Below are 12998 nucleotides of genomic sequence, written 5' to 3'. Positions count from 1 at the left end.
GGGCGCCGCGCGAGGAAGGCGCAGCCCAGCAGCACCGCGCCGAGCAGCAGCCCCGCGAGACCGGTGAGCCGCGCGAGCGTCCGCAACGACTGACCGGCCCACGGCCCGGTCCACGGCTGCGCGAGCAGCCAGGCGGACGGCAGCCTGACGACGAGCGCGCACGCCCCGACGGCGGCGAAGGCGGAGGCCGCGGCCCGGGACGCCCTGAGCACCCGTACGGCCCCCCACACCCCGAGCACGACCAGCAGTCCGTCCCCCAACGAGGTCACCTGCACCCTGCCGCCCCACGCGGACGGCGCCCCGGCCCAGAGCCACCAGACCCGAGCGGGATGCCCGTGCGCGACGGAGAGATCCCGTACGGCCCAGAGCAGGCTCAGGAGCGCGAGCGCCGCGCAGCCGAGAGCACCGGTCCACCGCACACGCCTGTCCGTCTTCACAGGAAAAGTGAACCAGGTGGAACAGCCCGGACGAGCAGCCGGGGCGGAGCCCGGAACGACGACCGGCCGGGACGGCTCACGCCGTCCCGGCCGGTCACACGGCACCCGCACGGCCGTACAAGAAGGAGCCTCCCCCGTCCGTATATCGGAGCGGCGTCCACCGGATTGCCACCGTGTTAAGCCCTTTCGGCCCCCTCACTCCGCGGGGACGATCCGCTTCTCCTCCGCGAAGTGGCACGCCGAGGGGTGCTCCGCCGGAATCCCGCGCCCCTTGAACCACTCGGGGACCGCCAGCACCGGGTCCTCCACCGCGCACTTCTCCTGCGCCTTGAAGCACCGCGTCCTGAAGTGGCAGCCGCTCGGCGGATTGGCGGGCGAGGGCACGTCCCCCGTGAGGATGATCCGCTCGCGGTGCTCGCGCTGGGAGGGGTCGGGGACCGGCACGGCGGAGAGGAGCGCCTGCGTGTACGGGTGCGTGGGGTGCTCGTAGATCTGCTCGTCCGTGCCCGTCTCGACGACGCGGCCGAGGTACATGACGGCGACGCGGTCGGAGATGTGGCGGACGATCGAGAGGTCGTGCGCGATGAAGACGTAGGAGAGGTCGAACTCCTGCTGGAGCCGTTCCATGAGGTTGATGACCTGCGCCTGCACCGAGACGTCGAGGGCCGAGACGGGTTCGTCGGCGACGATGATCTCGGGGCGCAGCGCGAGGCCGCGGGCGATGCCGATGCGCTGGCGCTGGCCGCCGGAGAACTGGTGCGGATAGCGGTTGATGTACTCGGGGTTGAGCCCGACGACGTCGAGGAGGTCCTGCACGCGCTTGCGGCGGTCCCCCTTCGGCGCGACCTCGGGGTGGATGTCGTAGGGCTCGCCGATGATGTCGCCGACGGTCATGCGGGGGTTGAGCGAGGTGTACGGGTCCTGGAAGACCATCTGGATGTTGCGGCGCACCGCTTTGAGGGCGCGGCCCGAGAGCTTGCTGATGTCCTCGCCCTTGTAGCGGATCGTGCCGCTCGTGGGCTCCTCCAGGTGGACGAGCATCTTGGCGACGGTCGACTTGCCGCAGCCGGACTCGCCGACGATGCCGAGGGTCTCGCCGCCGCGCAGGTCGAAGTCGACGCCGTCGACGGCCTTCACGGCGCCGACCTGGCGCTTGAGGACGATGCCCTGGGTGAGCGGGAAGTGCTTGGCCAGGCCGCGCACTTCGAGGATCGGCTGGCCGGCCGCGTAGGCGTTCTCCTGGTGCGCCTTGGACATGAGCCGTGCGGCCTCGCGCCCCTCGCGCCTGGCCTCCCTGCGGCTGCCGTGCTCATCGCGATGCATCGAGGGTCTCCTTCCAGTAGTGGCAGGCGCTGGCCCTGGTCGGCGAGACCTCGTAGAGCGGCGGGTCGTCGTGCAGGCAGCGCTCGCGGGCGCGCGGGCAGCGGGGGTTGAACGAGCAGCCGTCCGGGATGTGCAGCAGGTTGGGCGGCAGGCCGCTGATCGCGTACAGCTCGCGGCCCTTCTGGTCCAGGCGCGGGATCGACTGGAGCAGGCCCTCGGTGTACGGGTGGGCCGGGTGCCGGTAGATCTCGTGCACGGGCGCGGTCTCGACGATGCGGCCCGCGTACATGACGGCGATCTTGTCGGCGACGTCGGCGACGACGCCGAGGTCGTGGGTGATGAGGATGAGGCCCATGTGGTACTCGCGCTGGAGCTCCGCGAGCAGGTCCATGACCTGGGCCTGCACCGTCACGTCGAGGGCCGTGGTGGGCTCGTCGGCGATGATCAGCTTGGGTTCGAGGGCGAGCGCCATCGCGATCATGATGCGCTGGCGCATGCCGCCGGAGAACTGGTGCGGGTACTGGCGCACGCGTTCCTTGGCGGCGGGGATGCGGACCCGTTCCATCAGCTCGACGGCCTTGGCGCGGGCGTCCTTCTGGGACATGCCCTGGTGGACGGTGAACATCTCGCCGAGTTGCTGGCCGACGGTGAGGACGGGGTTGAGCGAGGAGAGCGCGTCCTGGAAGATCATCGCGATCTGCGCGCCGCGCACCCTGCGCCGCCGGTCCTCCTTCATCTTCAGCAGGTCCTGGCCCTCGAAGAGGATCTCGCCTGCGGGGATGCGGCCCGGCGGCATGTCGAGGATGCCCATGATCGCCTGGGCGGTGACGGACTTCCCCGAGCCCGATTCGCCGAGCACGGCGAGGGTCTCGCCCGCGTCGACGTCGTAGCTGACCCCGTTGACGGCCTTGACGACGCCGTCCCTGGTCGCGAACTCGACGTGTAGGTCTCGCACTTCCAGCAGCATGGCGGGCTCCTCAGCGCAGCTTGGGGTCGAGGGCGTCGCGCACCGCGTCGCCGAGCATGATGAAGGCGAGCACGGTGATCGCCAGGGCCCCGGAGGGCCACAGGAGCATGTGCGGGGCGTTGCGCACGTTCCCCGAGGCGTCCGAGATGTCGATGCCCCAGGAGACGGTGGGGGGCCGGAGCCCGACGCCGAGGAAGGAGAGGGTGGCTTCGAGTGCCACGTACGTGCCGAGCGCGATGGTCGCGACGACGATGACGGGCGCGACGGCGTTCGGCGTGATGTGGCGGAGCAGCATGCGGGTGTTGGAGGCGCCGAGGGCGCGCGCGGCCTCGACGTAGTCGTTCTGCTTCGTCGTGATGACGGAGCCGCGGGCGATGCGGGCGATCTGCGGCCAGCCGAGGAGCACGATGAAGCCGACGACGGGCCAGACCGTGTTCGAGGTGACGACGGAGAGCAGGACGAGGCCGCCGAGGACGACGGGGATCGCGAAGAAGATGTCGGTGAGGCGGGACAGGATCGAGTCCCAGAAGCCGCCGAAGAACCCGGCGAGGCCGCCGAGGATCGAGCCGAGGATCGCGACGCCGAGGGTGGCGCAGACGCCGACGGTCACCGAGGCGCGGGCGCCGTAGACGGTGCGTGTGTAGACGTCGCAGCCCTGGTTGGTGAAGCCGAAGGGGTGCCCGGAGCGGGAGCCCTTCTGCGCGTCGGAGAGGTCGCACTTGAGCGGGTTGCCCGAGGCGATCAGGGACGGCCAGATCGAGATCACGATCAGGAAGAGGATGATCAGCGCGGAGATGATGAAGACCGGGTTGCGGCGCAGGTCGCGCCAGGCGTCGGACCACAGGCTGCGGGGTTTCTCGCGCGGGTCGCCGCCCTCGGGCTCCTCGCCGACCAGGCTGCCGCCCTCGCCGGTCGCGAGGGCCTCCACCCCGCCTTGGCCGCGGGCGCCGACGGCCTCGTCGGCGGGCGGGAGGTGGTTCTCCGGCTCCGGCTCGGACTCCGGAGTGGGCTCGGGCTCACGCATAGCGAATCCTCGGGTCGAGAACGGCGTAGAGAAGGTCGACGAGGAGGTTGGCGATCAGGAAGACGAGGACGAGTACGGTCACGAAGCCGACCACCGTCTGCGTGTTCTGCCGCAGGATGCCCTGGTAGAGCTGGTAGCCGACGCCGTGGATGTTGAAGATGCGTTCGGTGACGATCGCGCCGCCCATGAGGGCGCCGATGTCGGTGCCGATGAAGGTGACGACGGGGATGAGCGAGTTGCGCAGCAGGTGCCGCACGATGACGCGGTGGCGCGGCAGCCCCTTGGCGATGGCGGTGCGGACGTAGTCGGCGCGGCGGTTCTCGGCGATCGAGGTCCGCGTCAGGCGGGTGACGTAGGCGAGCGAGACCGAGGCGAGGACGAGTCCGGGCAGGATCAGTTCGTCGAAGGGGGCCTCGGCGGACACGGCCGGTTTGATCCAGCCCCACTTCACGCCGAGGAGCAGTTGCAGCAGCAGGCCGGTGACGAAGGTCGGCACCGAGATCACGACGAGTGTGAGGATGAGGACGCCCGTGTCGTCGGGCTTGCCGCGGCGCAGCCCGGTGAGGACGCCGAGGCTGATGCCGATGACGATCTCGAAGATGATCGCGATGATGGTGAGCCGGATCGTGACCGGGAAGGCGTCGCCCATCAGGTCGAGGACGGACTCGCCGTTGAAGGCGGTGCCGAAGTCCCCGGTGAAGAGGTTGCCCATGTAGGTGAGGTATTGCTGCCACACGGGCTTGTCGAGGCCGAGGTCGTGACGGAGCTGGCTGGCGGTGGCCGGGTCGCACTGGCGGTCACCGCACAGGCCCGCGATGGGGTCGCCCATCACGTTCACCATCAGGAAGATCAGCAGCGTGGCGCCGATGAAGACCGGGATCATCTGGAGCAGACGCCGGATCACATAACGTCCCATGGACAGCTCCGGGGTTGGGGGCGCGGGCCCTGGCGGGTGGGGCGGGGGGACAGGGAAACGCCGGTGCCCGGCGCACGGAGCGTGCGCCGGGCCCGTCGGCCGGGGCGGTCCGCCGTCAGCTGACCTTGATCTCGTTGTAGACCGGGACGCTGAAGGGGTTCAGGGCCACGTTCGAGAGGCGGTCGGAGTAGCCGGCGTTGCCGTTCTGGTACCAGAGCGGGATGGCGCCCATGTCGTCGCGCAGGACCTTCTCGGCGTCCTGGAAGGTCGTCACGGCCTTCTTGGTGTCCGTCTCGGCGTTCGCCTTGTCGATGAGGCTGTCGAACTTCTTCGAGCTGTACTTGCCGTCGTTGGAGGAGGCGTCGGTGTAGTACAGCGGCTGGAGGAAGTTCTGGATGAGCGGGTAGTCCATCTGCCAGCCGGCGCGGAAGGGGCCGGGCATCTTGTGCTGGCCGATCTTGTTGCGGAAGTCCGCGAAGGTGCCGGTCGGGTCGCCGACGCACGCCTTGTCGTTGTCCAGGGCGTTGTTGATGTTGTTGCAGATCGCGTCGACCCACTCCTTGTGGGAGCCGGTGTCGGCGTTGTAGCCGATCTTGAGCTGGCCGTTCGGGATGCCGCCCGCGCCCTCGATGAGCTTCTTCGCCTCGTCGGGCTTGTACGCGCACGCCTCGCCGCACAGCCCCGGCTTGTACCCGCCGTCCTCGCCGAGCACGGGCGAGGTCCAGTCGGTGGCGGGGGTGCGGGTCTTCTGGAAGATCGTCTCGGTGATCTGCTTGCGGTTGATCGCCATCGACAGGCCCTTGCGCAGGTCCGCGCTCTTGGGACCGTTCCACTCCTTGTCGTAGAAGGGGAAGGCGAGGGTCTGGATGATGCCGGCCGGCTGGTTGATGTACCGGTCGCCGAGGTCGTTCTTGACGTTGCGGAGCTGGTTGGCCGGGATGTCGTCCGCGATGTCGAGGTTCCCGGCGGTCAGGTCGGTGTAGGCGGTGTTGACGTCGGTGTAGACCTTGAGGTCCACGCCGTCGTTGCGCGCCTTGTCGTCGCCGGGGTAGGCGTCCCACTTGCGGAGCTGCATCTGCGAGCCGCGCTTGTAGGAGTTGATGGTGTAGGGGCCGTTGCCGATGGGCTTCTTGAGCCACTGCGCGTGGTTGTCGAAGAAGGAGCGGGGCAGCGGGGCGAAGGCCGCGTAGCCGAGGGTCTCGGGCCAGGTCGAGAACTTCTGGTTGAGCTTGACGGTGAAGGTGCGGTCCCCGGTGACCTTGAGCCCGGAGAGCGTCTGGGCGGTGGCCTGCCCCTCCGAGGGGTGCACCTTGTCGTAGCCGTCGATCTGGCCGAAGAAGTAGGCGTTCTTCTGGTTGTTCTTCAGATTCGCGCCGTAGTTCCAGGCGTCCACGAAGGATTTGGCGGTGACCTTCTCGCCGTTGGAGAACTTCCAGCCGCTCTTGATGGTGATGTCGAAGGTCTGGGAGTCCTTGGTGTCGATCTTCTCGGCCAGCATGTCCTCGGCCTTGCCGGTCTTCGGGTTGTACCGCTTGAGACCCCGGAAGACCAGGTCGAGGACCTTGCCGCCCTGCACCTCGTTGGTGTTCGCCGGCTCCAGGGGGTTCTGCGGATCACCCCAGGAGGCGCGCACGACGCCACCACCGTTGCCACCGCCGCCACCGCCACCGCCACCGCTGTCGTCGCCGCCGCCGCAGCCCGTCGCGGCCAGCGCCACGACGACCGCCCCCGCGACCCATTTCGCGTGCGTGGCTCCTCGCATCGGTGCCTCCTCGTGAGCGTCATATCGCACTTAGTGCCTCATACCATCGCATAAGGTACAAGCGCGCACGGCGAGCTGAGCCGGGCGAGTCACCCGGGGAGGGCGCGGGCGGGCGGCGCGGGTACGGCGAAGGCCCCGCCACCTCGCGGTGACGGGGCCTTCGGGCCGGACGGGACGCCTCAGGCGGCGTGCACGATGTCCTTCTCCTCGGCGAAGTGGCACGCCGACTCGTGCGCGGCCGGGATGTCCTTCGTACGGAAGACCTCCGGCACCGCGAGGAGGGGGGTCTCCTGCGCGCACTTGTCCTGGGCCTTCCAGCAGCGGGTGCGGAAGGAGCAGCCCGAGGGCGGGTTGGCCGGCGAGGGCACGTCGCCCGACAGGATGATCCGCTCGCGGTGGTCGCGGGCCTCGGGGTCGGGGACCGGGACGGCGGAGAGCAGCGCCTGCGTGTACGGGTGCGTGGGGTGCTCGTAGATCTGCTCGTCGGTGCCGATCTCGGCCATCTTGCCGAGGTACATGACCCCGACCCGGTCCGAGATGTGGCGGACGATCGACAGGTCGTGCGCGATGAAGATGTAGGACAGGTTGAACTCGTCCTGCAGTCGCTCCATCAGGTTGATGACCTGGGCCTGCACCGAGACGTCGAGCGCGGAGACCGGCTCGTCGCAGATGATGACCTCCGGGTTGAGCGCGAGGCCGCGGGCGATGCCGATGCGCTGGCGCTGACCGCCGGAGAACTGGTGCGGGTACCGGCTGATGTACTCCGGGTTCAGCCCGACGACGTCGAGGAGGTCCTGCACGCGCTTGCGCCGGTCCCCCTTCGGCGCGACCTCCGGGTGGATGTCGAAGGGCTCGCCGATGATGTCGCCGACCGTCATGCGCGGGTTCAGCGAGGTGTACGGGTCCTGGAACACCATCTGGATGTTGCGGCGCACGGCCTTCAGGGCGCGCCCGGACAGCTTGGTGATGTCCTGGCCCTTGTAGAAGACCTCGCCCGCGGTCGCCGTCTCCAGCGTCATGAGCAGCTTCGCGACGGTGGACTTGCCACAGCCGGACTCGCCCACGATGCCGAGCGTCTCGCCCTGGTAGAGGTCGAAGGAGACCCCGTCCACGGCCTTGACCGCGCCGACCTGGCGCTTGAAGACGATCCCCTGGGTGAGCGGGAAGTGCTTCTTGAGGCCCCGCACCTGGAGGATCGGCTCCCCGCGGTCGACGCTCGCGTCGATCGCCGCGACGGCCTCGTCCTCGGTGGCGGCCTTCACCGTCTCCACGGCGGAGACGTTGGGGGCGGCGTCAGCCTTCTTCTGCTCCGGCTTCTCAGCCATTGACCGTCTCCTTCCAGAAGTGGCAGGCACTGCGGCGGCCCGCGAGGGGCTCGCCGTCGGGGCCGAGCACGTCCACCAGCGGCGGACGGTCGGTGCGGCAGATGTCCTGCGCCATGGTGCAGCGCGGGTTGAAGGCGCAACCCTGCGGGATGTGCAGCAGGTTGGGCGGCAGGCCCTTGATCGCGAAGAGCTCCTGCCCCTTCATGTCCAGGCGGGGGATCGACTGGAGCAGCCCCTTGGTGTAGGGGTGGGCCGGGTTCTTGTAGATCTCGTGCACGGGCGCGGTCTCGACGATGCGGCCCGCGTACATGACGGCGATCTTGTCCGCGACGTCGGCGACCACGCCGAGGTCGTGGGTGATGAGGATCAGCCCCATGTTGTACTCGCGCTGGAGCTCCGCGAGCAGGTCCATGACCTGCGCCTGGACCGTCACGTCGAGCGCCGTGGTGGGCTCGTCCGCGATGACCAGGTCGGGCTCCAGGCACAGCGCCATCGCGATCATGATGCGCTGGCGCATACCGCCGGAGAACTGGTGCGGGTAGTCGTTGACCCGCTCCTTGGCCGCCGGGATCTTGACCTTGTCCATCATCTCGATGGCCTTGGCCTTGGCGTCCTTGCGGGACAGCCCCTGGTGGACCCGGAACATCTCGCCGAGCTGGTAGCCGACGGTCAGAACGGGGTTGAGCGAGGAGAGCGCGTCCTGGAAGATCATCGCGATCTTCTGGCCGCGGATCTGCCGGGCCTCCTCGCGGCCCATCTTCAGCATGTCCTTGCCGCGGAAGAGGATCTCGCCCTGCGGGATCTTCGCGGGCGGCATGTCGAGGATGCCCATGATCGCCTGGGCGGTGACGGACTTGCCGGAGCCGGACTCGCCGAGCACGGCGAGGGTCTCGCCCGGGGCGACCGTGTAGTTGACACCGTTGACCGCCCTGACCACGCCCTCGCGGGTGTGGAACTCGACGTGCAGGTCGCGCACGTCCAGGAGCGGGCCGTCCTCGGCGCCGGATTCGCGCGGCGAGGGAACGGTGTCCGGAGTGGAATCGATGATGGTCACGAGCGTCTCCCTCAGCGGAGCTTCGGGTCGAGGGCGTTGCGGACGGCTTCGCCGAGCATGATGAAGGCGAAAACGGTGAGCGTCAGCATGATCGAGGGGTACAGCAGCACGTGCTGGGCCACCCGGATCTGGGCGAGGCCGTCGGAGATGTCCGCGCCCCAGGAGACGGCCGGGGCGGAGAGCCCGAGGCCGAGGTAGGAGAGCGTGGCCTCCGCGCCGATGTACGTGCCGAGCGCGATGGTCGCGACGACGATCACCGGGGCCATGGCGTTCGGCAGGATGTGCCGGATCATGATCCGCGAGGTGCTCGCGCCGAGTGCCTTCGCGGCCTGGACGTAGTCGGACTGCTTGACGGTGAGCACCGAGCCGCGCATGACGCGGGTGATCTGCGTCCAGCCGAGGACGCCGAGCGCGGCGGCGACGAGCCACCACTTGCGGTCGGTGAAGGCGTTCATGACGAGCATGGCGCCGAGCAGGAACGGGATGCCGAAGAAGATGTCGGTCACCCGGGACAGGATCGCGTCGAGCCAGCCGCCGAAGTAACCGGCGATCATGCCGACGAAGCTGCCGAGCAGCGTCACGATGATCGTCGCGCCGAAGCCCACGAGGACCGAGTTGCGGGTGCCGTGGACGAGGCGGGAGTAGACGGAGCGGCCCTGCTGGTCGTAACCGAGCCAGTCGGCCTGGAAGACGTGCCCGAGCTTCGGCTTGCTCAGGTAGTGGTTCTGGAGGTCCGTCGCCGTGGGGTCGGTGCCGGTGAAGAGACCGGGCCAGGCCGACATGACGATGAGCAGCAGGATGATCAGCGCCGAGATGATGAACATCGGCCGGCGGCGCAGGTCCACCCAGGCGTCGCCCCACAGGCTGCGGGTCTTGTCCTTCGCGGCCTTCTCGACGACGGCGGTGTCGGTCGTGGGGACCTCTTCGCCGAGCGTGTGCTTCGCGGCTTCGTCGGCCGCTTCCTTGGTGAGGTCAGGCATAGCGAATCCTCGGGTCCAGGACCGCGTAGAGCAGGTCGACGAGCAGGCTGCACAGCAGGTAGACGAGGACGAGGATCGTCACGAGTCCGACCAGCGTGGTGCCCTCACGGCGCACGAGGGATTCGTAGATCGTCCCGCCGACGCCCTTGATGTTGAAGGCGCCCTCGGTCACGATCGCGCCGCCCATGAGGGCGCCGAGGTCGGTACCGAGGAAGGTGACGACGGGGATCAGCGAGTTGCGCATGAGGTGCACACCGATGACGCGGCGCCGGGGCAGGCCCTTGGCGACGGCGGTGCGCATGTAGTCGGCGCGGCGGTTCTCGACGAGCGTGCCCCGGGTCAGGCGGGCGACGTAGGCCAGTGAGGCCGTCGCCAGCACCGCCGCTGGTGCCAGCATCTGCCCGATGTTGGTGTCGTCGTTGACGTTCGGTGGCAGGTTCGCCGGGAAGAGGATCGCCGACTTCACGAGGAACGCGAGCACGAACACCGGGATCGAGATGAAGAGCAGCGTCAGGATCAGGATCGCCTGGTCCAGGAACTTGCCGGCGAACATCCCGGAGATGATGCCGAGCGTGATACCGAAGACGATCTCCAGGACGAGCGCGAAGACAGCGAGCCTGATGGTCACCGGGAAGGCGTCACCGAGGATGTCGGTCACCGGACGTCCGCTCGCGATCTGCGTGCCGAAGTCGAGGTGGGCAACCATGTCCCACATGTAGTTGCCGTACTGCACGAATATGTTCCGGTCGAGGCCGTATTCGTGGCGAAGCGAGGCGAGCTGGGCCGGTGAGGCCCCCTTGTCGCCGAAGAGACCTCGCACGGGGTCCCCCGGTAGGAGGTAAACCGCGAGAAAGATCAGCAGAGTGGTCCCGATGAACACCGGGATCATCTGGAGCAGGCGTCGTATGACGTAGCGCCCCATCGTGCCTCCATGTAGTCACAGCTGACAGCCAACGGGCCCTCCCCCGACGTCCGGTGCGTCCGTCGGAAAAGGGCCCCCAGCTGCGGCTAGGCGCCCGGCCGGCGGTGTTCGCACCGGCCGGGTCGCAACGAGCCTGGATTCTTTTGTTACTTCTTGACCTGGATCTGGGTCAGGATCGGGTCGCCGGTCTGCGAGTAGTCCACGTTCTGGACCTTCTCCGAGTAGCCGGCGTTGACCTTGTAGTACCAGAGCGGGATGCCGGGCATGTACTCGACGAGCTTCTTCTCGACCTCCTGGTACTCCTTGACGGAGTCCTCCAGGGTCTTGGCCGAGTCGGCCTTCGCGATCAGCGCGTCGACCTCCTTGTTGGAGAAGCCGCTCTGGTTGCCGTCCGACTTCGTGCCGTAGAGGTCACGGATGAAGTTGGCGTTCATCGGGTAGTCCAGCACCCAGCCACTGCGGTAGAAGGACTTGACCTGCTTGGCGTCACGAGCGTCCAGGTCGGCCTGGAAGTCGGCCTTCGAGTCGCCCACGCACTTGATGCCGGTCGCCTTGGTGATGGAACCGCAGACGGCCTCCACCCACTCCTTGTGGCCACCGTCGGCGTTGTACTGGATCGAGATCTTGTTGCCCGGGACGCCGCCGCCGTCCTTGATGAGCTTCTTCGCCTTGGCCGGGTCGTACTTGGTGACGTCACCGGCGACGTTCGGCTGGTAGCCGTTGACGCCCTTGGCGACGAAGCCGGTGGCGGGCTCGCGGGTGCCCTGGAGCACGGTCTTGGTGATCGTGTCGCGGTCGATCGCCATGGACAGACCCTGGATGACCTTGGGGTCGATGTCCTTGAACTGCTTGCCGTAGAAGGCCGGGACGATCGTCTGGATCGCGGAGTAGGCCTTGTCCACGGCGCGGTCGCCGAGGTCGGTCTTGTAGACCGGGAGGTCCTTCGGGCCGATCTGGCGCAGCACGTCGACGTTGCCGGACTTGAGGTCCTCGTAGGCGGTCTCCAGCGTGGAGTAGTTCTTGAAGACCACTCCGCCGTTCTGCGCCTTGTCCGGGCCCTGGTAGCCGTCGAACTTGGTGACCTTGATCTGCTTCTTGTGGTCCCAGCTGACGAACTTGTAGGGGCCGTTGCCGATCGGGTGCTCACCGGCGGCCTTCGGGTCCTTGTAGAAGGACTCGGGGAGCGGCGAGAAGACCTCGTAGCCGAGCTTGTACTCGAAGTACGGCAGGGACTTGCTCAGCTCGATCGTGAAGGTGTTGTCGTCGACGACCTTCAGGCCGGACATCTCCTCGGCCTTGGGCTTGCCCTTGGCCGGGGCGACATCGTCGTAACCCTTGATGTCGGAGAACCAGGCGCTGTTGGTCTGCTTGTTCGCCGGCTGGGCGGCCCAGTTCCACGCCTTGACGTAGGACTCGGCGGTGACGGCGGTGCCGTCGTGGAACTTCCAGCCCGGCTTCAGCTTGACCGTGTAGGTCTTGCTGTCCTTGGTCTCCACCGACTGGGCGTTGACCATCTTGATCTGGCCCTTGGCGTCGTAGTCGACGAGCTGCGAGAACAGCGACTTGACGACGATGCTGCCGTTGGACTCCATCGTGTTCGCCGGCTGGAGCGGGTTCTGCGGCTCGCCGACCTCGACGGAGAAGATCCCCTTGGCGTTCACCGCGCCCGCGGCCGGCTTCTTGTCGCTGTTGCTGTCGCCGTCGTCGCTGCCACAGGCGGTAGCCGCCAGGGCGATGATCGCCGCGCCCGCAACCCACTTGGCGCTTGTCGCACCACGCATGGGGTTCCTCCTCATGAGTCCACTTGTCCACTGCAAAGAGAGGGGCGCACGACACATGCCGACGACGGTGCCTTCATGGAGTGCTGCGCCTCAGTGTGCTCGTGAGTCGGCGCGACAGCGCGTGACCCATTGACCCGAGCTCTACGCCGAACACTATTCGTCATTTGAACGACGACTGACCACACCCTTTTGGTCTCGGTTCGGTCACACCTGTTCCAGTCGACTCTTAAAATCCGGACAAATAGAGGCGAAGCAGATGGGTGCGAAACGGACTCGTTACACAGTTATCGGTCAGGGTATTCCGCTATTCGGACACTCGGCGGAGAAAAGGGGTTGCGGAGAGTGCGACTCCGGGTCACCCCGCGTGGCGGTGACCCTCCGTGGTCGACGCGCGTCAACTCCGGCCAACGAACCCCGGCCTCGGGGGCGTTGGAGCGCTGTCGCGCACCAGGGTGCCACGCGGGCGCGGCGGAGGGGAGAGCACCTGCGGAAAATGGGCCCGGACAG

The 12998-nt window shown here is 67.8% G+C and carries 10 protein-coding genes and 1 pseudogene; all 11 read right to left on the bottom strand.

Going from position 1 to position 12998, the window contains the following annotated elements:
- Window positions 1–437, bottom strand: a pseudogene (locus tag G3I42_RS10125) (hypothetical protein); the annotation flags it as partial.
- A gap of 195 nt (window positions 438–632) precedes the next feature.
- Window positions 633–1760, bottom strand: coding sequence for a dipeptide ABC transporter ATP-binding protein (locus tag G3I42_RS10120; protein WP_164284459.1), 1128 nt, complete (start codon window positions 1758–1760; stop codon window positions 633–635).
- A complete protein-coding gene (locus tag G3I42_RS10115) occupies window positions 1747–2727 on the bottom strand; it encodes an ABC transporter ATP-binding protein (RefSeq protein ID WP_164284456.1) in 981 nt (326 codons plus the stop codon). The genes G3I42_RS10120 and G3I42_RS10115 overlap by 14 nt, the downstream gene beginning before the upstream one ends.
- A gap of 10 nt (window positions 2728–2737) precedes the next feature.
- Complete coding sequence (locus G3I42_RS10110; RefSeq protein ID WP_164284454.1) at window positions 2738–3751, bottom strand: ABC transporter permease; 1014 nt, start codon at window positions 3749–3751, stop codon at window positions 2738–2740.
- The gene (locus tag G3I42_RS10105) at window positions 3744–4667 is read right to left on the bottom strand and encodes an ABC transporter permease (protein ID WP_008745801.1); all 924 of its coding nucleotides are present in this window, start codon (window positions 4665–4667) and stop codon (window positions 3744–3746) included. Before G3I42_RS10105 ends, G3I42_RS10110 begins: the two co-directional genes overlap by 8 nt.
- Window positions 4668–4782: 115 nt before the next feature.
- Window positions 4783–6429: an ABC transporter substrate-binding protein gene (locus G3I42_RS10100; protein WP_164284451.1), complete on the bottom strand. Its 1647-nt coding sequence runs from the start codon at window positions 6427–6429 to the stop codon at window positions 4783–4785.
- Window positions 6430–6608: 179 nt separating this feature from the next.
- Window positions 6609–7754, bottom strand: a complete 1146-nt coding sequence (locus G3I42_RS10095) for a dipeptide ABC transporter ATP-binding protein (RefSeq protein ID WP_164284448.1) — start codon at window positions 7752–7754, stop codon at window positions 6609–6611.
- Entirely contained in the window at window positions 7747–8808 is a 1062-nt protein-coding gene (locus G3I42_RS10090; protein WP_164284446.1) for an ABC transporter ATP-binding protein, read from the bottom strand. The genes G3I42_RS10095 and G3I42_RS10090 overlap by 8 nt, the downstream gene beginning before the upstream one ends.
- A gap of 11 nt (window positions 8809–8819) precedes the next feature.
- Complete coding sequence (locus G3I42_RS10085; protein ID WP_164284444.1) at window positions 8820–9788, bottom strand: ABC transporter permease; 969 nt, start codon at window positions 9786–9788, stop codon at window positions 8820–8822.
- Window positions 9781–10710: an ABC transporter permease gene (locus G3I42_RS10080; RefSeq protein ID WP_164284442.1), complete on the bottom strand. Its 930-nt coding sequence runs from the start codon at window positions 10708–10710 to the stop codon at window positions 9781–9783. Before G3I42_RS10080 ends, G3I42_RS10085 begins: the two co-directional genes overlap by 8 nt.
- Window positions 10711–10856: 146 nt before the next feature.
- Window positions 10857–12491 carry an ABC transporter substrate-binding protein gene (locus G3I42_RS10075; RefSeq protein ID WP_164284440.1) on the bottom strand — a complete coding sequence of 545 codons (1635 nt, stop codon included), beginning with the start codon at window positions 12489–12491 and terminating at the stop codon, window positions 10857–10859.
- Window positions 12492–12998: the final 507 nt, after the last annotated feature.

It is taken from the genome of Streptomyces sp. SID11385 (assembly GCF_010548245.1).
GTDB lineage: Bacteria > Actinomycetota > Actinomycetes > Streptomycetales > Streptomycetaceae > Streptomyces.
Note: the sequence above shows the minus strand (reverse complement) of the source record. Positions and strands in the feature narration are given on the sequence as shown.

What these genes read in the sequence shown, in the direction of transcription:
- G3I42_RS10110 (WP_164284454.1), bottom strand. Translation starts at nt 3,751, where the DNA reads ATGCGTGAGCCCGAGCCCACTCCGGAGTCCGAGCCGGAGCCGGAGAAC.
- G3I42_RS10115 (WP_164284456.1), bottom strand. Translation starts at nt 2,727, where the DNA reads ATGCTGCTGGAAGTGCGAGACCTACACGTCGAGTTCGCGACCAGGGAC.
- G3I42_RS10085 (WP_164284444.1), bottom strand. Translation starts at nt 9,788, where the DNA reads ATGCCTGACCTCACCAAGGAAGCGGCCGACGAAGCCGCGAAGCACACG.
- G3I42_RS10120 (WP_164284459.1), bottom strand. Translation starts at nt 1,760, where the DNA reads ATGCATCGCGATGAGCACGGCAGCCGCAGGGAGGCCAGGCGCGAGGGG.
- G3I42_RS10080 (WP_164284442.1), bottom strand. Translation starts at nt 10,710, where the DNA reads ATGGGGCGCTACGTCATACGACGCCTGCTCCAGATGATCCCGGTGTTC.
- G3I42_RS10105 (WP_008745801.1), bottom strand. Translation starts at nt 4,667, where the DNA reads ATGGGACGTTATGTGATCCGGCGTCTGCTCCAGATGATCCCGGTCTTC.
- G3I42_RS10075 (WP_164284440.1), bottom strand. Translation starts at nt 12,491, where the DNA reads ATGCGTGGTGCGACAAGCGCCAAGTGGGTTGCGGGCGCGGCGATCATC.
- G3I42_RS10100 (WP_164284451.1), bottom strand. Translation starts at nt 6,429, where the DNA reads ATGCGAGGAGCCACGCACGCGAAATGGGTCGCGGGGGCGGTCGTCGTG.
- G3I42_RS10095 (WP_164284448.1), bottom strand. Translation starts at nt 7,754, where the DNA reads ATGGCTGAGAAGCCGGAGCAGAAGAAGGCTGACGCCGCCCCCAACGTC.